We start from the raw sequence: 24,805 nt of genomic DNA, 5'->3' as shown, positions 1-24,805 counted from the left end.
CACCCACTATGCGCGACATCGCACCATCACAGCAGGGTCCAGCGGCGCTGGACGGGCCGCTCGCCGGATTCACCGTCGGAGTCACCGCCGCACGGCGTGCCGACGAACTCGGGGCGCTCCTCCAGCGCAGGGGCGCCGCGGTACTGCACGCCCCTGCGCTGCGCATCGTGCCCCTCGCCGACGACAGCGAACTGCTCTCCACCACGGAGCAGTTGATGGACCAGGCGCCGGACGTGGTGATCGCGACCACCGCGATCGGCTTCCGCGGCTGGATCGAGGCGGCGGACGGCTGGGGCCTCGGCGAACGGCTCCTCGGCCGGCTCCGCGAGGTCGAGCTGCTCGCCCGGGGGCCCAAGGTCAAGGGGGCGATCCGGGCGGCCGGACTGACCGAGGAGTGGTCACCGGCCTCCGAGTCGATGGCCGAGGTGCTGGACCGGCTGCTCGACGAGGGCGTCGACGGTCGGCGGGTCGCCATCCAGTTGCACGGCGATCCGCTGCCCGGTTTCGTCGAGGCGCTGCGGGCGGCGGGCGCCGAGGTGGTGGGCGTGCCGGTGTACCGGTGGATGCCGCCGGAGGACATCGCGCCGCTCGACCGGCTGATCGACGCGGTGCTCACCCGTTCCGTCGACGCGCTGACCTTCACCAGCGCGCCCGCCGCCGCGTCCCTGCTGGCCCGCGCCGAGGCGTCCGGACGGCGCCCGGAGCTGGTCGCGGCGCTCGGCCATGACGTACTGGCGGTCTGCGTGGGCCCGGTCACGGCGCTGCCGCTCCAGGACCAGGGCATCGAAACCCTCCAGCCGGAACGCTTCCGGCTCGGCCCGATGGTGCAGATCCTCTGCCAGGAGCTTCCGTCCCGGGCGGCCGTACTGCCCGTCGCCGGCCACCGGATGCAGCTCCGGGGCCAGGCGGTCGTCGTCGACGGTGCGCTGCGTCCGGTTCCGCCCGCGGGCATCTCCCTGCTGCGTACGCTGGCCCGCCGCCCCGGCTGGGTGGTGTCCCGCGGCGATCTGCTGAAGGCACTCCCGGGGGCCGGCCGCGACGAGCACGCGGTGGAGACGGCCATGGCCCGGCTGCGGACGGCGCTGGGTGCGCCGAGGCTGATCCAGACGGTGGTGAAGCGGGGCTACCGGCTCGCGCTCGACCCGGCATCGGACGACAAGTACGGCGGCGAGGGCGGCTGAGGTTTACGTACCGCGTCGGTGCGCCGTGCTCACGGGGCTATGACTTGGAGGCGGGGGAAGTACGTCCGATATCGGGCCGCGTCCCGAGTGAGCAGCCGAAAACCGGCCACGGCAGCGTGGGCGCCGATGTAGAAGTCGGGGAGCGGCGAATGCTTCCGGCCGCCATTCGCCCGGTACCGCTTGAATGCTTTTCCGGCGAGAAAACCAGCCGTCCACGGCAGTGGTTGACGCTCGTAGTCGTCTGCCAGCAAAGCATCGAGAGCCTCGACCGAGCTGTAGCCAACCGAAATCTCGGCGTAGATGATCGGGTTGATGACAAGGGCGCCTTCGTTGCGCGCGTCCGCGAGGCGCTCCGCAGACCAGTCTGCCCACTTGGCGTCGCCAGTCGTGAGATCCAGGATCACGCAGGCGTCGACCAGAGTTACCGGCTGGGAATGCTTGCCGGCCAATCGCAGCCGGTCATTCGCCACGGAGCATCTCCATGATTTCGTCGGTGGTCATGCCTTCCACGTCCTTGCTCATGGGGATGCGGCGCATGCGCTCCACCATGCGCTGACCCGGTGAGGATGCACTCTCTGCCCGGACGATGCGGAGAACGCCGTCCTCCTCTATGACGTCGACCTCGTCGCCCTCGTTCAGGCGGTACTTGGCACGCAGCGCGGCGGGGATGGTGACCTGACCCTTGCTGTTGAGCAGCATGTCCGACCCCTTTGGACCTATTACGTAATACCCGTGTCACGTAATACTACACCGCACGCAGGTTGAGTTACCGTGCCGGAATGATCGCCGACGGTATCCGCCTCCGCCCAGCCGGCCTCGCCGACGCCGAGCCGCTCGCCGCCGCGTACCGGCGCAACCGGGCACACCTGCGGCCCTGGGAGCCGGTCAGACCGGGGTCGTTCTTCACGGCCGAGGGCCAACGGGCGCGTCTCCGCGCCATGCTGGCCGAGCGGGACGCCGGACGGTCCGCGCACTGGGTGCTGGACGAGCCGGGCGGGGGCGCTGGCCGGGTACTCGGCTCCGTCAATCTCAACAACGTGGCCCTCGGGCCGTTCTGCAGCGCCGACCTCGGCTACTGGATCGACGCCGGGTACACCGGCCGGGGACTGGCGTCGGGCGCCGTCGACGAGGTCTGCCGCATCGCCCGTGACGAACTCGGGCTGCACCGCGTGGAGGCCGGCACGCTGCTCGACAACGCCGCCTCGCAGCGGGTCCTCGTCAAGTGCGGCTTCGATCCGTTCGGCACCGCGCCCCGGTACCTGCACATCAACGGCGAGTGGCGCGACCACCGCCTCTTCCAGCGCATCCTGCACGAGCGGAGCCCGTTCTGACCGCAGCGGGGTTCCGGCGCGGCCCCTCGCCGGGCACTGTAAGAGGTATGGGTTCGCACGCGTACGAGTTGCGGTTCGATTCCGGGCGGGTCTGCCTGGACCTGGTGGCGACGGAGACGGACGCGGTCGAGCAGCTGGACACCGGCCGGCGGCTCGCGACCTGGCTGGCGGGCGCCGGACTCGTACCGCCGGGAACTCCGCTGCCCGCGCTCGGCGCCGACTGGCTGGCCGCGTTCACCGCGCTGCGGCGGTCGGTGGGGGAACTGGTACGGGCCGAGGTGGCGGGCCGTACCGCCGACAGCGCGCTGGCCGCGGTCAACGCCTGCGCGGCAGGCCCCCTGCCCGGCCTGCGGGCGGTACGCGACGGGAGAGGGCAGCTCACCAAGGAACTGGCCGGGGCCGCCGAGCGCGACGCGCTGCTGGCCGTCGTGGCGAGGGACACCGTCGAACTGCTCACCGACCCGGCGTCCAGGGACCGGTTGCGGCAGTGTGAGGGCGACAACTGCCGGCGGCTCTACCTCGACACGTCCCGGGGACATCGCCGCCGCTGGTGCTCGAGCGAGGTCTGCGGCAACCGCGAACGGGTGGCCAGGCACCGGCGCCGGGCCGCGGTCGCCGATCGCTCCTGAGAAATTCTCGATTGATCCGTCAGCCGTTGAACGGTTCCCGCCCCGGGGCCGTACAAGGAGCAGACGAGTCAGTCAGGGTCTCGACCGGGAGGTTCAGGTGCGCAAGGATGCCGCCGTGGCCGATGACCGTCCGCCCGGCGCCCGGCATCGCTCCGTTCCCGACGAGGAACTGATGCGGGCGTTGTACCGCGAGCACGCCGGCCCGCTGCTCGCGTATGTGCTCCGTCTCGTCGCAGGCGACCGCCAGCGTGCCGAGGACGTGGTGCAGGAGACGCTCATCCGTGCCTGGAAGAACGCCGGTCAGCTCAATCGGGCCACCGGTTCTGTCCGACCCTGGCTGGTGACGGTGGCTCGACGCATCGTCATCGACGCTCACCGCAGCCGGCAGGCCCGGCCGCAGGAGGTCGATCCGTCGCCGCTGGAGGTCATGCCCGCGGAGGACGAGATAGACAAGGCGTTGTGGCTCATGACGCTCTCGGACGCACTCGACGACCTGACTCCCGCGCACCGGGAGGCATTGGTGGAAACGTACTTCAAAGGGCGTACGGTCAATGAGGCGGCCGAGGCGCTCGGCATTCCCAGCGGGACGGTGCGGTCCCGGGTCTTCTACGCACTGCGTTCCATGAAGCTCGCCCTGGAGGAGAGGGGGGTACAGGCATGAGCACGTACGAGCAGCAGCCGCCACCGGAACACGAATCCGAGCACGACGCGGTTGCCGCCTATGCCCTCGGTATCCTCGACGACGCCGAGGCCACCGCTTTCGAGACGCATCTGGCCGGCTGCGACATCTGCGCCGCCGAACTGGACGGATTCGCGGGCATGGAGCCGATCCTGGCGTCCCTCGCCGAGTTCCCGGGACCTGCCCCGCAGCCCGTGAAGGCCCCGTCCCCACAGGTGCTCGGCCGGCTGGTCGACGAGGTGGCGGTGCAACGCGCCCGGCGCCGCAGGCGCACCCGGTATCTGGTGGCGGCAGCGGCCGCGCTGATCATCGGCGGTCCCACCGTCGCGGTGCTGGCGACCTCCGCCGACTCCGGTACCGGCGTCTCGGCCCGGTCCTCGTCGGCCGGCGCGGCAGAGAACGACTTCGGCCGGATGACGAAGAAGGTCAGCGCGACCGACCCGGTCACCAAGGTGTCGGCGACCGTCGGCACCCAGGACAAGGCGTGGGGCACCGACGCCGTCCTCGAACTGAAGAACGTCAAGGGTCCGCAGAAGTGCAGCCTGATCGCCGTGTCGAAGACCGGCGCGCAGGAGACGCTGACCACCTGGTCGGTGCCGGAGTGGGGTTACGGCGTCCCGGACGCGGCACATCCGGCGGCCCAGTACCCGCTGTACGTGCATGGCGGATCGGCGTTCAAACGCAGCGACATCGACCACTTCCTGGTACGCACCCTGGACGGCAGGAGCCTGGTGCGGGTGGCCGCCTGAGCGCGCCGGGCCGGCCCGGCCGGTGACCGGGCCGGACACCCGCTGGACACCCGCTGGACACCGCCTGACATACGCTCCCCGTTCGCATAGGGTTGACGGTCGCCCAATGCATGCAAGAAGGGGGCCTCAGTGGCCGCGCAGGACGCCGCTGTCGACTCGGTCAGGGACCGCGAGATCGCGACCGAGCAGGAGCACCTGGACCAGGTGTACCGGCGCCTCGAGGAGAAGATCCACGAGGCTGAATTCCTTATGCACGATGCCGCCAAGCGCGGTCAGGTCGGCACGCCCGGCGCGCTCGCCGAGCGGGACGCACAGGTCTTCAGGGCCGGTATCCACCTCAATCGCCTCAACAACGAGTTCGAGGACTTCCTCTTCGGACGTGTCGACCTGCTGCACGGCAAGGACGGCAGGCGGGGGCCGGACGGCGCGTACACCGCCGTCGAGCCCTCCGACGACGCGGTGCGCGACGACCGTACGGCCGACATCGCGGAGACCCTGCACATCGGCCGGATCGGCGTGCTGGACTCCGACTACTCCCCGCTGGTCATCGACTGGCGGGCGCCGGCCGCCGCGCCGTTCTACCGCTCCACACCGGTCGATCCCGGCCGGGTGGTACGCCGCAGGGTCATCCGCTCCAAGGGCCGCAAGGTGCTCGGCGTCGAGGACGACCTGATGCGTCCCGAGCTGACCGCATCGCTGGACGGCCGGGAGCTGGCGGTCGTCGGCGACGGGGCGCTGATGGCCGCCCTGGGACAGGCCCGCAGTCACACCATGCGGGACATCGTGTCGTCCATCCAGGCCGAGCAGGACCTGGTGATCCGGGCGCCCGCCGCTTCCGTCACCGAGGTGGCCGGCGGTCCGGGCACCGGCAAGACCGCGGTGGCGCTGCACCGCGCCGCGTACCTGCTCTACCAGGACCGCCGCAAGTACGCGGGCGGCATCCTGATCGTCTCGCCGACGCCGCTGCTCGTCGCCTACACCGAGGGCGTACTGCCCTCGCTCGGCGAGGAGGGGCAGGTCGCGATCCGCGCGGTGGGCTCGCTGGTGGACGGCGCGGAGGCGACGGCGTACGACGAGCCGGGCATCGCCCGTATCAAGGGCTCGTCCCGGATGCTGCAGGTGCTGCGCAAGGCGGCCCGCGGGTCTCTCGAAACGGCCCCGCCGCGCCCGGAACGGCGCGGCGGCAGGGACCGCGGCGGGGCGGGCGGCGAACAGCAGCTCGCCTTCGGCGACGACGCCACCGAGGCGGCCGGACCACCGGACGCCACCCCGGACCGGTTGCGGGTGGTCGCCTTCGGCGGGCGTCTCGAACTGGAGGCGGCCGAGCTGCAGCGCATCCGCAACCAGGTGCTCGGCGGCACCGCCCCCGTCAATCTGCTGCGCCCGCGGGCCCGGCGGCTGCTGCTCGACGCGCTCTGGGCGAAGAACGCGCGCGGCCGCGCGGCGTCCACCGGGGGCGATCCGGAGCTCGCCGCCGAACTGCGCGCCTCCTTCGACGAAGACGTGTCGGGCGAGGACAGCTTTCTGGAATTCCTGGACGCCTGGTGGCCCGAGCTCACCCCGCGCGGTGTGCTCTCCGCGATGTCCGACGAACGCCGGCTGGGCCGCTGGGCGCGGCGGGTGCTCAACCAGGGGGAGGTGCGCAGGCTGGCCCGTTCGCTCCGGCGGGAGGCGCTCTCCGTGCACGATGTGGCACTGCTCGACGAGCTGCAGATGCTGCTCGGCACCCCGCACCGGCCCCGGAAGCAGCGGGAACACGACCCGCTGGACCAGCTCACCGGTCTCGAGGAGCTGATGCCGCGACGCGAGGAGACCCAGTGGGAGCGGGCCGAGCGGCTGGCGCAGGAGCGCACCGAGTACGCCCATGTCATCGTCGACGAGGCGCAGGACCTGACGCCCATGCAGTGGCGGATGGTCGGCCGCCGCGGCCGGCAGGCGACCTGGACGATCGTCGGCGACGCCGCCCAGTCGTCCTGGCCGGCCCCGGACGAGGCGGCCGCGGCCCGCGACGATGCGCTGGGCAGCCGTCCGCGCCGTCAGTTCACCCTCACCGTCAACTACCGCAACCCGGCGGAGATCGCCGAACTGGCCTCGAAGGTCCTCGCGTTGGCCATGCCGGGCATGAAGTCGCCGTCGGCGGTCCGCTCCACCGGGGTCGAGCCGCGCTTCGCGGTGGCGGGCGATGACCTGGCCGGCTGTGTACGGCAGGAGGCACGGCGCCTGCTCGACCAGGTGGACGGCACGATCGGCGTGGTGGTCGCCATGAACCGGCGCGAGCAGGCCAGGAAGTGGCTGGCCGGTCTGGGAACGGGGGTCTCCCCGGTCGAGCCAAGCCGGGACTGGGGGAGAGTGGTGGTCCTGGGCAGTCTCGAGGCGAAGGGCCTGGAGTACGACGCGACGGTGGTGGTGTCGCCCGCGGAGATCGCCAAGGGCGCCCCCGGCGACGAGGTCACCGGGGGCGGCGCGTCGCCCACCGGGCTCCGGGTGCTCTATGTGGCGCTGACCCGCGCCACCCAGCAGCTCACGGTGATCTCCACCGGTGACGACACACCGGACTCCGACGGCGTGCCGCGGCTGCTGCGGGACTGAGCCTGCCGCGGGTCGAGGCCGCTGCGGGGCTGGGCCTGCTACGGGACCGGGGAGTTGTACGATGCCGTGACCCGGACCGGAAAACACGCCGCGAGAATCAAGCCCCGCGGGGGAATCACTTTCGCCGGGTGGTTTGTTAGCCTGGGTGTGACACCGGCTCGATCCAAGCCCCCGGGCCCAACCTTCGTCGCTTCGAGCGACCACTTGCCGCGAGGCGAGCATGGCGGGTCGGTGTCACTAGCTTGAAAAGGTCCGTACCACCTACCCGGTGGTGCGGACCTTTTTCGTGTGGGGGTTCCCCCGACCATGATCTTCTCGTATGGTGGAAAAAACTTTCCGAAAGAGCCCTCGTTACCGGGTACCCATCGGTAGGTGCGACCATCGGATTGCGTTTCAAGCGAAATAGGGAAAGCAAAGGAAGTCGGCCCATGGCAACGGCGCCCAGCGTCTCGTACTCCATCACGGCGCGGCTGGAGGTCCCCGCGAGCGGGACCGCGGTCAGCCAGCTCACCACCGCCGTGGAGTCATCCGGCGGCTCGGTCACCGGCCTCGATGTCACCGCCTCGGGCCACGAGAAGCTGCGGATCGACGTCACCGTCGCCGCCAGCTCCACCGACCACGCCGACGAGATCGTGCAGAAACTGCGCGGGATCGAGGGCGTCGAGCTCGGCAAGGTCTCCGACCGTACGTTCCTGATGCACCTCGGTGGCAAGATCGAGATGGCGTCGAAGCACCCCATCCGCAACCGTGACGACCTCTCCATGGTCTACACGCCGGGTGTGGCTCGCGTCTGCATGGCCATCGCCGACAACCCCGAGGACGCCCGCCGGCTCACCATCAAGCGCAACTCCGTGGCGGTCGTGACGGACGGCTCCGCGGTGCTCGGTCTCGGCAACATCGGACCGATGGCCGCGCTGCCGGTCATGGAGGGCAAGGCGGCGCTCTTCAAGACCTTCGCGGGCATCGACGCCTGGCCGATCTGCCTGGACACCCAGGACTCCGACGCGATCGTCGAGATCGTCAAGGCGATCGCCCCCGGCTTCGCCGGCATCAACCTCGAGGACATCTCCGCGCCCCGCTGCTTCGAGATCGAGGCCCGGCTGCGTGAGGCGCTCGACATCCCGGTCTTCCACGACGACCAGCACGGCACGGCCATCGTGGTGCTCGCCGCGCTGACCAACGCCCTCCGGGTGGTGGACAAGCAGTTCAGCAATGTCCGGGTGGTCATGTCCGGAGCCGGCGCGGCCGGTACGGCCATTCTCAAGCTGCTGCTCGCGGCCGGCGTCAAGCACGCGGTCGTCGCGGACATCCACGGTGTGGTGCACGCCGACCGCGCCGACCTGATCGGCGCGGCGCCGGATTCCCCGCTGGGTTGGATCGCCCACAACACCAACCCCGAAGGTGTGACGGGTACCTTGAAGGAAGCCGTCGTCGGCGCCGACATCTTCATCGGTGTCTCCGCCCCGAACGTGCTGAACGGCGAGGACGTCGCGGCCATGGCGGACGACGCGATCGTGTTCGCGCTCGCGAATCCGGACCCCGAGGTGGACCCGGCAATCGCCCGTCAGACGGCGGCAGTTGTGGCCACCGGGCGTTCCGACTTCCCGAACCAGATCAACAACGTGCTGGTCTTCCCCGGCGTCTTCCGCGGCCTGCTGGACTCCCAGTCCCGCACCGTCAACACGGAGATGATGCTCGCGGCGGCCGGCGCGCTCGCCGATGTCGTCGGCAGCGACGAACTCAACGCGAACTACATCATTCCCTCGGTCTTCAACGACAAGGTCGCGGGAGCGGTCGCGGGTGCCGTCCGGGCGGCCGCCAAGCCGTCCGGTGCCGCTGTGACGACGCCCACGTCCGCGTAACGCCCGGCGCGTCGCGGGACTCATGGCCCCAAACCCCCCTTTAGGGTGGCGGAAATAGGGTCGACCGGCCTCATGTGCCGGTCGATCCGAGCCCCTGGGCTGCCTGCAGCTGTCATTCCAGGAGTCGGCGAAGCCTTACCACCACGAACCGGTGACGCGTTCGTGTGACTCCGGTGAGTGCCGGATTGGCTTTCCCGCCGTTGGTGGGGGCAGGATGCATATTCGGGCGCGAGGGTCTGACGTCAGACCCGGGTCCGGGGACTGACCTAGTGCCCTCCCTAGGGCCCTGGCAGCATCGGCTTCGATCTCACGCCTTACAGGCAAGAAGAACACGGGAGTAACGACATGAACCGCAGTGAGCTGGTGGCCGCCCTGGCCGACCGCGCCGAGGTGACGCGCAAGGACGCCGACGCAGTGCTGGCCGCCCTTGCCGAGACCGTCGGTGAGATCGTCGCCAAGGGCGACGAGAAGGTCACCATCCCCGGCTTCCTGACCTTCGAGCGCACGCACCGTGCCGCTCGCACCGCGCGTAACCCGCAGACCGGCGACCCGATCAACATCCCGGCCGGCTACAGCGTGAAGGTCTCCGCGGGCTCCAAGCTCAAGGAAGCCGCCAAGGGCAAGTAAGCAGTTGTCCTAAGCAGTACGGAGGGCGGCCACCCGGTCAGGGTGGCCGCCCTCCGTACTGCTCGGCAGGGCCGCCGGTGCGTCGTCCGGCGTCAGACCAGCGCCCCGCCCGGCAGTTCGACCTTCGCGCCCAGCTCGATCAGCTTGTCGAGGAAGTTCTCGTAGCCCCGGTTGATCAGGTCGATACCGTGCACCCGGGACGTCCCCTGCGCGGCCAGCGCCGCGATCAGGTAGGAGAAGCCACCGCGCAGGTCGGGGATGACCAGATCCGCGCCCTGCAGCTTGGTGGGGCCGCTGACGACCGCCGAGTGCAGGAAGTTGCGCTGCCCGAAGCGGCAGTCGGAGCCGCCCAGGCACTCGCGGTACAGCTGGATGTGCGCGCCCATCTGGTTCAGTGCGGAGGTGAAGCCGAGCCGCGACTCGTACACCGTCTCGTGGACGATGGACAGGCCGGACGCCTGCGTCAGGGCCACCACCAGCGGCTGCTGCCAGTCGGTCTGGAAGCCCGGGTGGACGTCCGTTTCGAGGGCGATGGCGTTGAGCGGGCCGCCGGGGTGCCAGAAGCGGATTCCCTCGTCGTCGATCTCGAAGGCGCCGCCGACCTTCCGGAAGGTGTTGAGGAAGGTCATCATCGAGCGCTGCTGGGCACCCCTGACATAGATGTTGCCCTCGGTGGCCAGCGCCGCCGAGGCCCAGGACGCGGCCTCCAGACGGTCCGGCAGCGCACGGTGGTTGTAACCGCCGAGCTGGTCGACACCGGTGATCCGGATCGTCCGGTCGGTGTCCATGGAGATGATCGCGCCCATCTTCTGCAGCACGCAGATGAGGTCCTCGATCTCCGGCTCCACCGCGGCGTTCGACAGCTCGGTGACACCCTCGGCCAGTACCGCCGTCAGCAGTACCTGCTCGGTCGAGCCGACCGACGGGTACGGCAGACGGATCTTGCAGCCGCGCAGCCGCTGCGGGGCCTCCAGGTACTGGCCGTCCGCCCGCTTCTCGATGGTCGCGCCGAACTGGCGCAGTACCTCGAAGTGGAAGTCGATCGGCCGGCCGCCGATGTCGCAGCCGCCCAGGCCCGGGATGAACGCATGGCCGAGCCGGTGCAGCAGCGGCCCGCAGAAGAGGATCGGGATGCGTGACGACCCCGCGTGGGCATCGATGTCCGCGACGTTGGCGCTCTCCACGTGCGACGGGTCCAGGACCAGCTCGCCCGGTTCCTCACCGGGCCGCACGGTCACACCGTGCAGCTGCAGCAGCCCGCGTACGACGCGTACGTCGCGGATGTCGGGCACATTGCGCAGTCTGCTCGGACCACTGCCGAGCAGCGCGGCGACCATCGCCTTCGGCACGAGGTTCTTCGCGCCGCGAACGCGGATCTCGCCTTCGAGCGGGTTGCCGCCGTGGACGAGCAGTACATCGTCGGTACCAGTGCCGGTCATGGATCTCGCGTTCCGGGAGGGGGGTGGACAGGGGGCCAGGGTCAAAGGGTAAGGGGCGAGTACCCCGGTTCCATAAGCCTCAGGCGTGGGCCGGACCGTCATGAATTCGCTACAACACGCTCCGTAGGGGATCGGCGACGCACTGGCGCCGCGCCGTGTGAGCTGCCGCACCCATTCGTCACGTACCGTCGCCGTCCCTGCACGCTCCCCTCGCGCTCCCCTCCTGCGCGGAACTGCGCCCACGCGTACTCCTGCGCCCGCCCCCCACGGAGGGCGAAGATGCGGGATCATGTCTGTCATGACGGAGGTGTCCTCGCTCACAGGGCGGCTGCTCATCGCCACCCCCGCCCTGGCGGACCCGAATTTCGACCGCGCCGTGGTCCTCGTCCTCGATCACGACGGCGAGGGTTCCCTCGGCGTGATCCTCAACCGCCCGACCCCGGTCGGCGTCGGCGACATCCTGGTGGGCTGGGAACAGCTCGCCGGGGAACCCGGGGTGATATTCCAGGGCGGCCCGGTGGCGCTGGACTCGGCGCTCGGCGTCGCGGTCATCCCCGGCGTCGAGGGTCCCGCCGTGACCCCGCGCCGCAGTCCCTGGGGGGAGCCGTCGCCGAGCTCGCGCTTCAGCTCCGGCAGCAGAGACCCCTTCTCGAGCGCGCCGCCGCGTTCGAGCAGCGAGGATCCCATCGGCTGGCGGCGAGTGCGTGGCGCGATCGGCGTGGTGGATCTGGAGACGCCGCCCGAACTGCTCGCCGCCGCGCTCGGCTCCCTGCGGATCTTCGCCGGTTACGCCGGCTGGGGCCCGGGCCAACTGGAGTCGGAGCTGACCGAAGGCGCCTGGTACGTGGTGGATTCGGAGCCCGGTGACGTGGCCTGCCCGGAGCCGGACGGTATGTGGCGGGCGGTGCTGCGGCGGCAGCGGAGCAAGCTCGCGATGATCGCCACCTATCCGGACGACCCTTCGCTGAACTGAAGGCGGAATGAGTCAGTACCCTGGGGGCTATGAGCACTCTTGAGCCCGAGCGCGGGGCAGGTACCGGAACCCTCGTGGAGCCGACGCCGCAGGTGTCGAACGGCGACGGCGACCACGAGCGCTTCGCCCATTACGTCCAGAAGGACAAGATCATGGCGAGCGCGCTGGAAGGCACGCCCGTCGTCGCACTGTGCGGCAAGGTGTGGGTACCGGGCCGCGACCCGAAGAAGTACCCGGTCTGCCCGATGTGCAAGGAGATCTACGAGTCCATGGGCGCCGGCGGCGACAAGGACAAGAGCGGCAAGGGTGGCAAGGGCGGCGGCAAGGACCAGTAGGCCCCCCGCGATCCGTGTACGGCTTCCACGACCCCCGAGGTGCGCTGTGGCGCGCCCCGGGGGTCGTTCGCGATGTTCGCCGAGGAGTTCACCGATGGATCTGATACCCGCACCCCGCCTGGTCACCTGCTCGTCCGGGGCCGGCTTCCTGCTGGACGCCGGCACCGCGCTGCGGGCCGCCCCCGGCACCGACGGCGTCGAGCGCTGGCTGCGGTCCACGCTGGGCGCCGCGCTGGGGCTGCCGCTGCCACCGGCCGAGGCGGGTGCCACGGGCGCCGGCGACTCCAACGCCGTGAGCCTGTCCCTGGACGCCGGCCTCGCCGCCGAGGCGTACCGGCTCGAGGTGACCCCCGAGCGGGGCATCGGGATCCGCGGCGGCGACGCGGCCGGGGTCTTCTGGGGCGCGCAGACGCTCCGTCAGCTGCTCGGCCCGGACGCCTTCCGCCGGGCCCCGGTCCGGCCGGGCGCCCCGCACGGCGTTCCGTACCAGGTCATCGAGGACCGTCCCCGGTTCGGCTGGCGCGGCATGATGCTGGACGTGTCACGGCACTTCATGGACAAGGACGGTGTGCTGCGCTGTCTCGACCTGCTCGCCGCGCACAAGCTGAACGTCTTCCACTTCCACCTCACCGACGACCAGGGCTGGCGCATCGAGATCAGGCGCCACCCCCGGCTCACCGAGGTCGGCTCCTGGCGGGCCCGGACCAAATACGGGCACCGGGCGTCGCCGCTCTGGGACGAGAAACCGCACGGCGGTTACTACACCCAGGACGACATCCGCGAGATCGTCGCCTACGCCGCCGAACGGCACATCACCGTGGTTCCCGAGATCGACGTCCCGGGCCACTCGCAGGCCGCGATCGCCGCGTACCCGGAGCTGGGCAACACCGACGTGGTGGACACGGCCGCGCTCACCGTCTGGGACACCTGGGGCGTCAACCCCAACGTGCTGGCGCCGAGCGAGACTTCGGTGCGGTTCTACGAAGAGGTGCTCGAAGAGGTCCTGGAACTCTTTCCGTCCACCTTCATCCATCTGGGCGGCGACGAGTGCCCCAAGGAGCAGTGGAAGGACTCCGCCGCGGCCCAGGCCCGTATCGAGGAGCTGGGGGTCGCCAACGAGGACGAGCTGCAGTCCTGGTTCATCCGGCACTTCGACCGCTGGCTCACCGCCCGGGGCCGTCGGCTCATCGGCTGGGACGAGATCCTGGAGGGCGGGCTGGCGCCCGGCGCCGCCGTCTCCTCCTGGCGGGGGTACGCGGCCGGGATCGCCGCCGCCGAGGCCGGACACGACGTCGTCATGTGCCCCGAGCAGCAGGTGTACCTGGACCACCGTCAGGACGACGGCGAGCACGAACCGATGCCCATCGGGTACGTCCGCACGCTGGAGGACGTCTACCGGTTCGAGCCGGTGCCGCCCCAGTTGACGCCGGAGGCGGCCGCGCATGTCCTCGGTACGCAGGCCAACGTCTGGACCGAGGTGATGGAGAACCGTGACCGGGTCGACTACCAGACGTTTCCCCGGCTGGTCGCTTTCGCCGAGGTCGCCTGGTCGGCGCTGCCGGCCCCGGCCGAACGCGACTTCGCGGACTTCGCCCGGCGGATGACCGTGCACTACCGGCGACTTGACGCCTTCGGTGTCGCGTACCGGCCGCCGGGCGGCCCGTTGCCCTGGCAGCGGCGGCCCGCTCCGGCGGGGCTGACGGCCCGCGATCTCGGACGCCCGATCGAGGGGACGCCCCCGAACGTGTGAGCATGGCGGTAAGGCAGGTGCCCGGGGTGCGACTCCCTGGGAGCATGAACCGCGGTACCGAACAGGGTGCAGAAGTGGTGCAGAAGAGCCGCAAACCGCACGCTGATCGGCAGTAACCGACAGATCGCTGCGAATCGGGATCATCAGCCCGTGGGGGGATGGATTTGCCCTTCACGGACCCTCGCGTCGGACGGCTCGGAAGATGTGCCAGAGTTGCGTCGTCGGGGCTCTGAGCACGTACCGTACGGCGCAGTAGGCGGGACAGCAGGGATGCCGGGACACCGGGAAGGGGCAGCTGGGTTGACCACGCACGCACCGCAGGCGGCGCAGTCCGTGACGCTGCCGACCACGCTCGACGAGGCGGTGGCGGCGCTGACCGCCATGCCCGCCGCCGTGCCCGTCGCCGGTGGTACGGACCTGATGACGGCGGTGAACTCCGGACTGCTGCGGCCCGCCGGACTCGTCGGACTCGGCCGGATCAGCGAGATCCGCGGCTGGCACTACCAGGACGGACATGCGCTGCTCGGCGCCGGTCTCACGCACGCCCGGATGGGCCGGCCGGACTTCGCCGCGCTCATCCCCGCGCTCGCCGCCGCCGCACGCGCCGCCGGGCCGCCCCAGGTCCGTAACGCCGGCACCCTCGGCGGCAACGTCGTCACCGCCGCACCGACCGGGGACGCGCTGCCGGTGCTGGCCGCGCTGGAAGCCACCCTGATCGTCGCCGGACCCGACGGCTCGCGCCGCGAGACGCCGGTCTCCCATCTGCTGGCCGGGCGGGACATGCTGCAGCCGGCCGAACTGGTCGGCTTCGTACGGGTTCCGCTGCTGCACGCCCCCCAGGTCTTCCTCAAGGCCACCGGCCGCACCGGTCCCGGCCGGGCGACCGCCTCGGTCGCCGTGGTGCTGGACCCGGCCCGGCGCGGGGTGCGCTGCGCGGTGGGTGCCATAGCGCCGATGCCGCTGCGGCCGCTGGAGGCCGAGCGGTGGATCGCCTCGCTGATCGACTGGGACGGCGAGCGCGGACTCGCCGACGAGGCGCTGACCGCCTTCGGGGAGTACGTCGCCGCCGCCTGCATCCCGGATGCGGCGCCGCCACCCGACGGGGGAGAGGCCCAGCCGCTGTCCCCTGCCGTACTGCACTTGCGGCGCACCGTCGCCGCGCTGGCCCGGCGAGCACTGGGGAGGGCACTGTCGTGACCGCGAACGACGACGACCGGGGCGGCTGGCAGCCGGTCCCCCAGGGCGGCGACTACGACGCCGAGGCGACCGCCTTCGTGCACCTGCCCGAGGACATGGACTTCGACCAGGCGCCGCTGGCCGCACCGGGCCACGGCTACGTACCGCCGATGATCCTGCCGCTGACCCCGGCGGCGGGGACGGACCCGGCCGCCACCGGGTCGTGGTCGGTGCCGCAGACGGTGCAGTGGCCCGAGGCGCAGGCGAGGCCGGGGCAGGTGCCGGACGCCGCCTTCGACGGCACGTACGGCACCGGTTTCGACGCGGCGTCCGGTTACGACCCGCGGGCCACCGGGCAGTGGACGTTCAGCGAGGCCGAGGGCGGTGCCGCGCCGGAAGCCGATGCTGCCGGGGAACCCCCGCAGACCGGTGGAAACCTCACCGGGCAGTGGACGATCCCGGTCGCCGGGGGGAACGTCCCGGAAGAATCGGGCGAGTTCACCACCTCGTCCCTGACGCGCCCGGCGACACTGCCGGGCGGTGCCCCCGCGCCCTGGGCCCTGCCGCCGCAGGACCCGGAACCGGCGTCGGAGACGGCCGACACCGACGAGAGCAGCCGCGCCGAGGACAACCGGGTCGAGGACACCGCTCGGAACGGTGCTGAGGACGGCGGTACACCGCCCCACGGCACTCCCCACCACGGCACACCGCCCCACGGCATCCCGCTACCGCAGCACGAGACGGACCACGTCCCCGAGCCCGAACCCGTCGAAGCTCCGGCAGCGGAGGCCGGCGAGGTCCCGGCCCCGGACCCCGAGCCGGAGCCGACGGCGGATCCCGAACCGCAGTTCGCGCACAGCGAGCACACCCCCGCTTCCTACGTGCTGCGGGTCAACGGCTCGGACCGCCCGGTCACCGACGCCTGGATCGGTGAGTCGCTGCTGTACGTGCTGCGCGAGCGCCTCGGTCTGGCCGGCGCCAAGGACGGCTGTTCGCAGGGCGAGTGCGGCGCCTGCAACGTTCAGGTCGACGGCCGCCTGGTCGCCTCCTGTCTGGTGCCCGCGGCCACCGCGGCCGGCTCCGAAGTCCGTACGGTCGAGGGCCTCGCGGTCAACGGCGAACCGTCCGACGTGCAGCGCGCACTCGCCGACTGCGGGGCCGTTCAGTGCGGCTTCTGCATCCCCGGCATGGCCATGACGGTGCACGACCTCTTGGAGGGCAACCACGCCCCCACCGAACTCGAGACCCGGCAGGCACTCTCCGGAAACCTCTGCCGCTGTACCGGGTACCGCGGCGTACTCGATGCGGTGGGCGAGGTGGTCGCCGGGCGCGCGACCGCGCCCGGCGTCGCCGAGGAAGCCCGCATTCCGCACCAGGCACCCCCCGGGGCGGGCGGCGTCCAGCCCCCGCACCCGCAGCAGCATGACGGAGGCATGGCGTGAGCAGCGACGCGGCCACCGAGGCCAACCCGGCGGTGGACGAACCCGAGCAGGAGCCGGCGGCGCACGGTCTCGGCGCCTCACTTCCGCCGGCCGACACCCGTGCGAAGACCGAGGGAACGTTCCCCTACGCGTCCGATCTGTGGGCCGAGGGCTTGTTGTGGGCGGCGGTGCTGCGCTCCCCGCACCCGCATGCCCGGATCCTGTCGATCGACACCGCCGCGGCCGCCGCGATGCCCGGGGTACGCGCGGTGGTCACCCACACCGACATCCCCGGTGACAGCGCGCACGGGCGCGGGATCGCCGACCGTCCGGTCTTCGCCGCCGAACTCGTCCGCCACCACGGTGAGGCCATCGCCGCGGTCGCCGCCGACCACCCGGACACCGCCAGGCTCGCCGCCGCCGCCATCGCGGTCGAGTACCAGGTCCTGGAGCCGATCACCGACCCGGAGAAGGCCTTCGCCGCCGAAGCGCTGCACCCCGACGGCAATCTGATCCGGCACATCCCGCTGCGCTTCGGCGACCCGGACGTCACGGGAGAGGTGATCGTCGAGGGCCTGTACCGGATCGGCCGCCAGGACCCGGCGCCGATCGGCGCCGAGGCCGGACTCGCGGTCCCGCGCCCGGACGGCGGTGTCGAGATCTACACCGCGTCCACCGACCCGCACGCCGACCGTGATCTGGCCGCCGCCTGCTTCGGCCTCGACCCCGAGCGGGTCAAGGTCGTGGTGACCGGGGTCCCCGGCGCGACCGGCGACCGCGAGGACACCAGTTTCCAACTCCCGCTGGGCCTACTTGCGTTGAAGACCGGCTGTCCGGTCAAACTCGCGGCGACCCGTGAGGAGTCCTTCCTGGGCCACGCGCACCGCCACCCCACCCTGCTGCGTTACCGCCATCACGCGGACGCCGAGGGCCGACTGGTGAAGGTCGAGGCGCAGATCCTGCTCGACGCGGGAGCCTACGCCGCCGCGTCCGCCGAATCGCTGGCCGCCGCCGTCGCGTTCGCCTGCGGCCCCTACGTCGTCCCGCACGCCTTCATCGAGGGCTGGGCGGTCCGCACCAACAACCCCCCGTCCGGACACGTCCGCGGCGAGGGCGCGCTCCAGGTCTGTGCGGCCTACGAGGGCCAGATGGACAAGCTGGCCGCCAGACTCTCCCTCGACCCGGCCGAGCTGCGGCTGCGCAATGTGATCGCCACCGGCGACCTGCTGCCCACCGGCCAGACCATCACCTGCCCGGCGCCGGTGGCCGAACTGCTCCGCTCGGTACGGGACTTCCCGCTACCCGCACTGCCCAAGGACAGTCCGGAGGGCGACTGGCTGCTGCCCGGAGGACCCGAGGGCGCGGGCGAGCCCGGCGCGGTGCGCCGGGGCGTCGGCTATGCGCTGGGCATGGTCCACATGCTCGGCGCCGAGGGCGCCGACGAGGTCTCCACCGCCACCGTCAAGGTGCACGACGGGGTGGCCACGGTCATCTGCGCCGCCGTCGAGACCGGCCAGGGCTTCTCCACGCTGGCCCGCCAGATCGTCCAGGACACCCTCGGCATCGAGGAGGTCCACGTGGCGTCGGTCGACACCGACCAGCCCCCGGCGGGCCCCGCCACGCACGGCAGGCACACCTGGGTCTCCGGTGGCGCGGTCGAGCGGGCGGCGAAGATGGTCCGCACCCAGCTGCTGCAGCCGCTGGCCCACAAGTTCGGCATGTCCACCGAACTGCTGCAGATCGCCGACGGCAAGATCACCTCGTACGACGGGGTGCTCTCCACCACCGTCACCGAGGCGATGGACGGCAAGGAACTCTGGGCGACCGCCCAGTGCCGCCCGCACCCCACCGAGCCGCTCGACGAGTCGGGCCAGGGCGACGCCTTCGTGGGTCTGGCCTTCTGCGCGATCCGCGCGGTGGTGGACGTCGACATCGAGCTCGGTTCGGTGCGGGTGGTGGAGATGGCCGTCGCCCAGGACGTGGGCCGGGTCCTCAACCCCCGGCTGTTGACCTCCCGTATCGAGGCGGGCGTCACCCAGGGCGTCGGCGCCGCCCTCACCGAGAACCTCCGCACCACCCGCGGCGTGATCCGCCACCCCGACCTGACCGGTTACGCCCTCCCCACAGCGCTGGACGCACCCGACATCCGCATCGTGAAGCTGGTCGAGGAGCGTGATGTGGTGGCGCCGTTCGGGGCGAAGGCGGCCAGCGCGGTGCCGGTGGTGACCTCACCGGCCGCGGTGGCGGCGGCGGTCCGCGCTGCGACCGGCCGCCCGGTCAGCCGCCTGCCGATCCGGCCGCAGGCGGCGGTGGCCGCGGTCTGAGGGGGGCCGCCTTTTCGGGGGCTCCGCCCCCGGCCCCCGCTCCTCAAACGTCCCCCAGCTACCGCTGGGAGGTGCCCCCAGGAGGGGCTTGGTTTAGCTGACGTGGCGGGACCCCGCTTCGGGAAGGTGGGGGTCCCCCCGGCCGGAGGCTGGGGGAGGGGTGGGGAAAAGGCCCGCCGCCGGGCGACCCGCATGCACACCACCCCCACCCCCGTCCCGCATTCGCCCCCAAGTCATACATACGGGCATAACGACCGGCCCCCAGGAATGTCCCCCCAGCCCCCCGGGTAACGCTGAGCCGATCGCGCAAGACCCCCCGGGAAAGGGCCGTACACCCGTGTCAAAGCCTTTTGAACTGCCGGACTTCTACCTGCCGCACCCGGCCAGGCTGAACCCCCACCTCGAAGAGGCCCGCGCCCACACCAAGCAGTGGGCCAGAGACATGGGAATGCTGGAGGGATCCGGAATCTGGGAGGAACACGACCTGGATTCCCACGACTACGCGCTGCTCTGCGCCTATACCCACCCCGACTGCGGCGGCCCGGAGCTGTCCCTGGTCACCGACTGGTATGTCTGGGTGTTCTTCTTCGACGACCACTTCCTCGAGGAATTCAAACGCTCCCAGGACCGCCAGGGCGGAAAAGCGTACCTGGACCGGCTCCCGGCCTTCATGCCGATGGATCTGGCCGACGGATTCCCGGAGCCGCAGAACCAGGTCGAGGCCGGCCTCGCCGATCTCTGGGCCCGCACCGTACCGGGCATGTCCCTGGACTGGCGGGCGCGTTTCGCCGAGAACACCGAGAACCTGCTCAATGAATCCCTCTGGGAACTCTCCAACATCAACGCCGGCCGGGTGTCCAACCCGGTCGAGTACATCGAGATGCGCCGCAAGGTCGGTGGCGCGCCCTGGTCGGCCGGTCTCATCGAATTCGCCATCGGCGCCGAAGTCCCGGCCGTCATCGCGCACTCGCGCCCGCTGCGGGTACTCAAGGACACCTTTTCCGACGGTGTGCACCTGCGTAACGACCTGTTCTCCTACGAGCGGGAGATTCAGGAGGAGGGCGAACTCAGCAATGGCGTACTGGTCCTTGAGACGTTCCTGAAATGCACCACGCAGGAGGCGGCGGACGCGGTCAACGACCTGCTCACCGCACGGCTGCACCAGTTCGAGAACACCTTCTTCACCGAACTCGGCCCGCTCTTCGCCGAGTACGGTCTGGACCCGAAGTCCGTCGCCGACACGCTCGCCTACGCGAAGGGCCTCCAGGACTGGCAGTCCGGCGGCCACGAATGGCACATGCGGTCCAGCCGCTACATGAACGACGGCGGGAAGGCGGTGACGGAGCCGGTGCTGCCGCTCGCTCCGGTGGGACCCGGGACGTCCGCCGCCGAGATCAAGAAGCTGCTCGCCGCCTCCGGGGCGGCCCGTCTCCGTCACCACGTCCACGTCCCGCACCAGCGGGTCGGACCGTCCCTGCTGCCCGACTTCGACCTGCCTTTCCCGCTGACCCTCAACCCTCACCTCGGGTCCGCCCGAACCGGTCTGGTCGAGTGGGCGCACCGGATGGGGATGCTGAACAACATCTGGGACGAGCCCCTGTTCATCGGCTACGACTTCCCGATCTGCTCGGCCGGCATCGACCCCGACGGGTCGGCGGAGGAACTGCTGCTCTCCTCGGGCTGGCTGGCCTGGGGTACGTACGGCGACGACTACTTCCCCCAGGTCTACGGGCGGACCGGGGACCTGGCCCGCGCCAAGGCGCAGAACGCGCGGTTCCCGCTGTTCATGCCGGTGGACGACGAGCCGGTTCCGCCGCCCGGGAACACCATGGAGCGCGCCCTGGCGGATCTGTGGGCCAGGACGGCGGCGCCGATGGACGTCGCGGCCCGTCGTACCTTCCGTACCGCCGTCGAGAAGATGACGGCAAGCTGGCTGTGGGAGCTGGCCAACCAGGCGCAGCACCGCGTCCCCGAACCGGTCGACTACATCGAGATGCGCCGACTGACCTTCGGTGCCGACTTCACGATGGCGCTGGCCCGGCTGGGGCATGGTCATAGGATCCCGGACGAGGTGTTCCGCAGCGGCACCATCAAGTCCCTGGAGAGTTCGGCGGCCGACTACGCCGCTCTGCTGAACGACGTGTTCTCCTACCAGAAGGAGATCGAGTTCGAGGGCGAGGTCCACAACGCCGTGCTCGTGGTGCAGACCTTCTTCTCCGTCGACTACCCGACCGCGCTGGCCATGGTCGACGACCTGATGCGGTCGCGCATGCGCCAGTTCCAGCATGTCGCCGAGTACGAACTGCCCGTGCTGTACGAGGACTTCGGCCTGGACGACGAGACCCGTGAGGCCGTGCGGAGCTATCTCCGGGAGCTGCAGGACTGGATGGCCGCCATCCTGAACTGGCACCGGCGGACCCGCCGGTACACGGAGGCCGATCTGCTGGCGGGCGGCCCCGGGCGCCGTTACCTGCCCGCCGCTCCCGACGAGCCGTACCGGTCGGCGCTGCGGGTGCCGTGGCTCGCCGGGCGAGGGCAGTAGGCGGGAAGTCCCCGATGCGTCCTTCCGCGATGCATCGTTCCGCGATGCCACCTGCGCGGCATAAGAGCTATTTACGGCTTATTTCCTATAGTGGGGGCCGATCCCGGTATCCCGATGAGGAGTCAGCCGCATGAGCAATCTGTTCGTCGTCGCCTACAACGATCTCGTCACCGCCAACCAGGTGCGGGACAAGATCTTCTCGCTGAGCCGTGAACATCTCATCGACCTCGAGGACGCGGTCGTCGTCGAGCGCCGGGCGGACAACGGCAAGATCAAACTCCACCAGGCCGTCAACCTCACCACGACCGGCGCGGCCGGCGGCGCGCTGTGGGGCGGCGTCATCGGGCTGCTCTTCCTGGCGCCGCTGCTCGGCGCCGCCGTGGGAGCCGCGGCAGGCGCGGCGGGCGGCGCGGCGGCGGACATCGGGGTGAACGACGACTTCATGCGCCAGGTGAGCTCGAACCTCCGCCCGGGAGCGGCTGCCCTCTTCGTCCTGGCGAAGTCGGAGGCCCGCGACAAGGTCATCCCCGAGCTCGCCCAGTACGGCGGCCAACTGGTGCAGACCTCGCTCTCCGCGGAGGACGAGCAGGCCCTGAAGGAGATGGTCGACGCGGCGCAGCGGACGAACAAGCAGCAGCCCGCGCAGTAGCGGCACCCACCTGCTCCCGGGGCGAACGGGGAGTGCGAAGCAATCAGGCGGGTGGCGCAGAGAGGCCGTGGCGGGAATCGAACCCGCGTAACTCGGTTTGCAGTCGAGCCCCTGAACCACTCGGGCACACGGCCGGGCTGAATCGTGCGGGCCCGGATCGTCGGGCCCGGATTGCTCCGGTACGTCGACAGTAGGGACCCGTGGTGACCCCCTCAAGGGCGTCCGGGGCCCTGCAACACGACTGCCACACGCCGTTCATGGTCGTACGACCAATGGCCGAGCCCGGCTACCCCTCAGGACAGGCCCCAATCCCGCATTCACCCCTTACTCTGGTCGGATGACCGCCCTGGAATCACGCGACGCCGAGGTCGCGCCCGCCATACCGACCGAAGGGCGGGTATCCGCCCCGGAGAGCAGCGGAATTCTCGGCAGTGCGCACCGGGCGCTCAGTATCGGCATCGTCACCGTGGTGCTGCTCATCGCCTTCGAGGCGACCGCGGTCGGCACCGCCATGCCGGTCGCCGCGCGCGAGCTGCACGGCGTGCCGCTCTACGCGTTCGCCTTCTCCGCGTTCTTCACCACCTCGCTCTTCGCCATGGTCCTCTCCGGCCAGTGGGCCGACCGGAACGGCCCGCTGGGGCCGCTCGCCGCCGGGATCGCGGGCTTCGCGGCCGGATTGCTGGTGGCGGGCACGGCGACCAGCATGTGGCTGTTCATCCTGGGGCGGGCCGTCCAGGGGCTGGGCGGCGGGCTGGTCATCGTCGCGTTGTACGTCGTCGTCAGCCGGGCCTACCCGGAGCACCTGCGCCCCTCGATCATGGCCGCCTTCGCGGCGAGTTGGGTGGTCCCCTCGGTGGTCGGGCCGCTGGCCGCCGGAGCGGTTACCCAACATCTCGGCTGGCGCTGGGTGTTCCTCGGCATCCCCGTCCTGGTGGTGCCGCCGCTCGCGCTCGCGCTGCCGGCGATCCGCCGGATGGCCTCCGGCCCGGCCGACACCTCCGGGCCCGCGCCCGCGTTCGACCGGCGCCGGATCCGCCTCGCGCTCGGCATCTCGGTGGGGGCCGGGCTGCTGCAGTACGCGGGCCAGGACCTGCGGTGGCTCGCCCTGATCCCGGCGGTGGCGGGGGCGGTCCTGCTGGTCCCCGCGGTGCTCGGACTGCTTCCGCGTGGCACCTACCGGGCGGTGCGCGGGCTGCCGTCCGTGGTGCTGCTGCGGGGGATCTCGGCCGGGTCGTTCATCGCCGCCGAGAGCTTCGTACCGCTGATGCTGGTCACCCAGCGCGGGCTGTCGCCGACCCTGGCCGGTCTCTCGCTGGCGGCCGGCGGCGGGACCTGGGCGCTCGGCTCGTACGTCCAATCCCGGCCCAGGATGGAGCCATACCGGCAGCGCCTGATGGTGGGCAGCATGATCCTGGTCGCCGCGGCCATCGCGACCGCACCGACCGTGCTGATCCACTCGGTCCCGGTCTGGATCGTCGCGGTCGCCTGGGCCTTCGGCTGCTACGGCATGGGCACGGTCATCGCGTCGACCAGCGTGCTGCTGCTGAAGCTGTCCCCGCCGGAGGAGGCGGGCCTGAACTCGGCGGCCCTGCAGATCTCGGACGGCCTCTCCAACGTCCTGCTGCTCACGGCGGGCGGCGCGGCGTTCGCGGCCCTGGGCGGCGGCGCGGTGGGTGCGCTGCACGACGGCGTGCCGGGCTCCCACCCGGCGGCCTTCGCGGCGGTGTTCCTGCCGATGGCGGGGGTGGCGCTGGTGGGGGCGTGGGTCGCTACGCGGTTGCTGGAGAAGCGGTAAGTGGTACCACTCTGACCCCATTCTTGGTACCGTTTTGGTATGGCTACCAACCTGCGTCTCCGCGACGACCAGACCGACGCCCTCAAGCGGCACGCCGAGCAGGAGGGGACCAGCATGCACGCCATACTGCTGCGTGCTGTGGACGAATACCTGGCCAGGCACGCCCAGGAGGCAATCGTGCGTGAGACGGCCAAGGAGCAGGTGGCCAAGTGGTCCGAGCTGCTGGAGCGGCTCAAGTGACCTGCGTGTACCTGTCGTCCGAAGATGTCCTGTCCATCGCGGAGTCCGCGGTCAATGACCAGGTCGTCGTTGTGCGGGACGCCGGACTTCTGGAGTCGGCGGTGCACCGCCCGTCGGCCTCGATGTTCGGCCAGGAGGCGTACCCCGACCTCTTCGACAAGGCCGCATCGCTCCTTCAGTCCCTGAGCATCAACCGCCCATTCATTGACGGCAACAAACGCACTGCTTGGGCGTCGTGCGTCGTCTTCCTGGCCATGAACGGTGTGCAGTTGCGCCCCGACATCGATGCCGCGGAGCGGCTGGTGATCGGTGTGGCGGCCGGACGGACGGAGGAAGTGAAGACGGTCTCTCAGGAGCTTCGGGCCCTGGCTGAGTGACCAGGGTCTCACCGCTCCGTGATGCGGCGTCGCCCGCCCGTGCCCCCGCCCGCCCCGGTAGGGTGGCCCGGTTGTCGTATCGGCGCCTGCCGACGCCCGTGCACCCGAGAGCCCGCCCGTCACCCACCACCGCCCTG

The 24,805-nt window shown here is 70.9% G+C and carries 22 protein-coding genes and 1 tRNA gene; 19 read left to right on the top strand and 4 right to left on the bottom strand.

The annotated features are described in order from the left end of the window. Nucleotides 1-8 precede the first annotated feature (8 nt). Nucleotides 9-1,181 carry a uroporphyrinogen-III synthase gene (locus tag AB0M87_RS07405; RefSeq protein ID WP_365850858.1) on the top strand — a complete coding sequence of 391 codons (1,173 nt, stop codon included), beginning with the start codon at nt 9-11 and terminating at the stop codon, nt 1,179-1,181. Between the two features lie 29 nt (nt 1,182-1,210). Here the strand turns inward: AB0M87_RS07405 and AB0M87_RS07400 are convergent, their stop codons facing one another. Together AB0M87_RS07400 and AB0M87_RS07395 are read right to left on the bottom strand one after the other, a co-directional pair. Further along, on the bottom strand, nt 1,211-1,651 hold the full coding sequence (locus tag AB0M87_RS07400; protein ID WP_365850856.1) for a type II toxin-antitoxin system VapC family toxin: 441 nt from the start codon (nt 1,649-1,651) through the stop codon (nt 1,211-1,213). Continuing rightward, entirely contained in the window at nt 1,641-1,880 is a 240-nt protein-coding gene (locus AB0M87_RS07395; RefSeq protein WP_365850854.1) for an AbrB/MazE/SpoVT family DNA-binding domain-containing protein, read from the bottom strand. Before AB0M87_RS07395 ends, AB0M87_RS07400 begins: the two co-directional genes overlap by 11 nt. Nucleotides 1,881-1,960: 80 nt before the next feature. Between AB0M87_RS07395 and AB0M87_RS07390 the strand changes: the two genes are divergently transcribed. From AB0M87_RS07390 to AB0M87_RS07360, 7 genes are all read left to right on the top strand, one after another. After that, the gene (locus tag AB0M87_RS07390; protein WP_365850852.1) at nt 1,961-2,512 is read left to right on the top strand and encodes a GNAT family protein; all 552 of its coding nucleotides are present in this window, start codon (nt 1,961-1,963) and stop codon (nt 2,510-2,512) included. Nucleotides 2,513-2,559: 47 nt separating this feature from the next. Continuing rightward, the gene (locus tag AB0M87_RS07385; RefSeq protein ID WP_365850850.1) at nt 2,560-3,141 is read left to right on the top strand and encodes an ABATE domain-containing protein; all 582 of its coding nucleotides are present in this window, start codon (nt 2,560-2,562) and stop codon (nt 3,139-3,141) included. A 97-nt stretch (nt 3,142-3,238) separates the two neighbouring features. After that, nucleotides 3,239-3,802: a sigma-70 family RNA polymerase sigma factor gene (locus tag AB0M87_RS07380; RefSeq protein WP_365850848.1), complete on the top strand. Its 564-nt coding sequence runs from the start codon at nt 3,239-3,241 to the stop codon at nt 3,800-3,802. Then, nucleotides 3,799-4,569, top strand: coding sequence for a zf-HC2 domain-containing protein (locus tag AB0M87_RS07375; protein ID WP_365850846.1), 771 nt, complete (start codon nt 3,799-3,801; stop codon nt 4,567-4,569). Before AB0M87_RS07380 ends, AB0M87_RS07375 begins: the two co-directional genes overlap by 4 nt. A gap of 129 nt (nt 4,570-4,698) precedes the next feature. Beyond that, entirely contained in the window at nt 4,699-7,158 is a 2,460-nt protein-coding gene (locus AB0M87_RS07370; protein ID WP_365850844.1) for a UvrD-helicase domain-containing protein, read from the top strand. Nucleotides 7,159-7,586: 428 nt separating this feature from the next. Next, nucleotides 7,587-9,020, top strand: coding sequence for an NAD-dependent malic enzyme (locus AB0M87_RS07365; protein WP_365850842.1), 1,434 nt, complete (start codon nt 7,587-7,589; stop codon nt 9,018-9,020). 345 nt (nt 9,021-9,365) lie between these two features. Then, nucleotides 9,366-9,647: an HU family DNA-binding protein gene (locus AB0M87_RS07360; protein WP_003968811.1), complete on the top strand. Its 282-nt coding sequence runs from the start codon at nt 9,366-9,368 to the stop codon at nt 9,645-9,647. 92 nt (nt 9,648-9,739) lie between these two features. Here the strand turns inward: AB0M87_RS07360 and murA are convergent, their stop codons facing one another. Continuing rightward, a complete protein-coding gene (gene murA, locus AB0M87_RS07355; RefSeq protein ID WP_365850840.1) occupies nt 9,740-11,086 on the bottom strand; it encodes a UDP-N-acetylglucosamine 1-carboxyvinyltransferase in 1,347 nt (448 codons plus the stop codon). A gap of 289 nt (nt 11,087-11,375) precedes the next feature. Here murA and AB0M87_RS07350 point away from each other — a divergent pair, with 289 nt between their 5' ends. The 8 genes from AB0M87_RS07350 to AB0M87_RS07315 all read left to right on the top strand — a co-directional run bounded on the left by AB0M87_RS07350 (nt 11,376) and on the right by AB0M87_RS07315 (nt 22,256). Beyond that, the gene (locus AB0M87_RS07350; protein WP_365850838.1) at nt 11,376-12,059 is read left to right on the top strand and encodes a YqgE/AlgH family protein; all 684 of its coding nucleotides are present in this window, start codon (nt 11,376-11,378) and stop codon (nt 12,057-12,059) included. Between the two features lie 29 nt (nt 12,060-12,088). After that, the gene (locus AB0M87_RS07345) at nt 12,089-12,394 is read left to right on the top strand and encodes a DUF3039 domain-containing protein (RefSeq protein WP_365850836.1); all 306 of its coding nucleotides are present in this window, start codon (nt 12,089-12,091) and stop codon (nt 12,392-12,394) included. A 94-nt stretch (nt 12,395-12,488) separates the two neighbouring features. After that, nucleotides 12,489-14,144: a beta-N-acetylhexosaminidase gene (locus AB0M87_RS07340; RefSeq protein WP_365850834.1), complete on the top strand. Its 1,656-nt coding sequence runs from the start codon at nt 12,489-12,491 to the stop codon at nt 14,142-14,144. Between the two features lie 300 nt (nt 14,145-14,444). Further along, nucleotides 14,445-15,341: an FAD binding domain-containing protein gene (locus tag AB0M87_RS07335; protein ID WP_365850832.1), complete on the top strand. Its 897-nt coding sequence runs from the start codon at nt 14,445-14,447 to the stop codon at nt 15,339-15,341. Beyond that, a complete protein-coding gene (locus tag AB0M87_RS07330) occupies nt 15,338-16,762 on the top strand; it encodes a 2Fe-2S iron-sulfur cluster-binding protein (RefSeq protein ID WP_365850830.1) in 1,425 nt (474 codons plus the stop codon). The genes AB0M87_RS07335 and AB0M87_RS07330 overlap by 4 nt, the downstream gene beginning before the upstream one ends. Before the next feature lie 32 nt (nt 16,763-16,794). Further along, on the top strand, nt 16,795-19,065 hold the full coding sequence (locus AB0M87_RS07325) for a xanthine dehydrogenase family protein molybdopterin-binding subunit (RefSeq protein WP_365850986.1): 2,271 nt from the start codon (nt 16,795-16,797) through the stop codon (nt 19,063-19,065). A gap of 337 nt (nt 19,066-19,402) precedes the next feature. Next, nucleotides 19,403-21,607, top strand: a complete 2,205-nt coding sequence (locus AB0M87_RS07320; RefSeq protein ID WP_365850828.1) for a terpene synthase family protein — start codon at nt 19,403-19,405, stop codon at nt 21,605-21,607. Nucleotides 21,608-21,737: 130 nt separating this feature from the next. Continuing rightward, nucleotides 21,738-22,256, top strand: a complete 519-nt coding sequence (locus AB0M87_RS07315) for a DUF1269 domain-containing protein (RefSeq protein WP_365850826.1) — start codon at nt 21,738-21,740, stop codon at nt 22,254-22,256. Nucleotides 22,257-22,318: 62 nt separating this feature from the next. Here the strand turns inward: AB0M87_RS07315 and AB0M87_RS07310 are convergent. Next, nucleotides 22,319-22,390, bottom strand: a tRNA-Cys gene (locus tag AB0M87_RS07310). Between the two features lie 203 nt (nt 22,391-22,593). On the opposite strand from AB0M87_RS07310, the gene AB0M87_RS07305 reads away from it, so the two are divergent. The 3 genes from AB0M87_RS07305 to AB0M87_RS07295 are packed head-to-tail and all read left to right on the top strand — an operon-like array spanning nt 22,594 to nt 24,668. Next, nucleotides 22,594-24,051 carry an MFS transporter gene (locus AB0M87_RS07305; RefSeq protein ID WP_365850824.1) on the top strand — a complete coding sequence of 486 codons (1,458 nt, stop codon included), beginning with the start codon at nt 22,594-22,596 and terminating at the stop codon, nt 24,049-24,051. A gap of 39 nt (nt 24,052-24,090) precedes the next feature. Continuing rightward, nucleotides 24,091-24,291, top strand: coding sequence for a ribbon-helix-helix protein, CopG family (locus AB0M87_RS07300; RefSeq protein ID WP_365850822.1), 201 nt, complete (start codon nt 24,091-24,093; stop codon nt 24,289-24,291). After that, the gene (locus AB0M87_RS07295) at nt 24,288-24,668 is read left to right on the top strand and encodes a type II toxin-antitoxin system death-on-curing family toxin (RefSeq protein WP_365850820.1); all 381 of its coding nucleotides are present in this window, start codon (nt 24,288-24,290) and stop codon (nt 24,666-24,668) included. Before AB0M87_RS07300 ends, AB0M87_RS07295 begins: the two co-directional genes overlap by 4 nt. The last annotated feature ends 137 nt before the right edge of the window (nt 24,669-24,805 follow it).

Source organism: Streptomyces sp. NPDC051320 (assembly GCF_040682175.1).
Taxonomy (GTDB): domain Bacteria; phylum Actinomycetota; class Actinomycetes; order Streptomycetales; family Streptomycetaceae; genus Streptomyces.
Note: the sequence above shows the minus strand (reverse complement) of the source record. Positions and strands in the feature narration are given on the sequence as shown.

Coding starts and splice junctions, on each gene's coding strand:
- AB0M87_RS07350 (WP_365850838.1), top strand. CDS start 11,376: ATGTCTGTCATGACGGAGGTGTCCTCGCTCACAGGGCGGCTGCTCATC.
- murA (WP_365850840.1), bottom strand. CDS start 11,086: ATGACCGGCACTGGTACCGACGATGTACTGCTCGTCCACGGCGGCAAC.
- AB0M87_RS07345 (WP_365850836.1), top strand. CDS start 12,089: ATGAGCACTCTTGAGCCCGAGCGCGGGGCAGGTACCGGAACCCTCGTG.
- AB0M87_RS07375 (WP_365850846.1), top strand. CDS start 3,799: ATGAGCACGTACGAGCAGCAGCCGCCACCGGAACACGAATCCGAGCAC.
- AB0M87_RS07365 (WP_365850842.1), top strand. CDS start 7,587: ATGGCAACGGCGCCCAGCGTCTCGTACTCCATCACGGCGCGGCTGGAG.
- AB0M87_RS07340 (WP_365850834.1), top strand. CDS start 12,489: ATGGATCTGATACCCGCACCCCGCCTGGTCACCTGCTCGTCCGGGGCC.
- AB0M87_RS07300 (WP_365850822.1), top strand. CDS start 24,091: ATGGCTACCAACCTGCGTCTCCGCGACGACCAGACCGACGCCCTCAAG.
- AB0M87_RS07385 (WP_365850850.1), top strand. CDS start 2,560: ATGGGTTCGCACGCGTACGAGTTGCGGTTCGATTCCGGGCGGGTCTGC.
- AB0M87_RS07390 (WP_365850852.1), top strand. CDS start 1,961: ATGATCGCCGACGGTATCCGCCTCCGCCCAGCCGGCCTCGCCGACGCC.
- AB0M87_RS07315 (WP_365850826.1), top strand. CDS start 21,738: ATGAGCAATCTGTTCGTCGTCGCCTACAACGATCTCGTCACCGCCAAC.
- AB0M87_RS07360 (WP_003968811.1), top strand. CDS start 9,366: ATGAACCGCAGTGAGCTGGTGGCCGCCCTGGCCGACCGCGCCGAGGTG.
- AB0M87_RS07405 (WP_365850858.1), top strand. CDS start 9: ATGCGCGACATCGCACCATCACAGCAGGGTCCAGCGGCGCTGGACGGG.
- AB0M87_RS07395 (WP_365850854.1), bottom strand. CDS start 1,880: ATGCTGCTCAACAGCAAGGGTCAGGTCACCATCCCCGCCGCGCTGCGT.
- AB0M87_RS07305 (WP_365850824.1), top strand. CDS start 22,594: ATGACCGCCCTGGAATCACGCGACGCCGAGGTCGCGCCCGCCATACCG.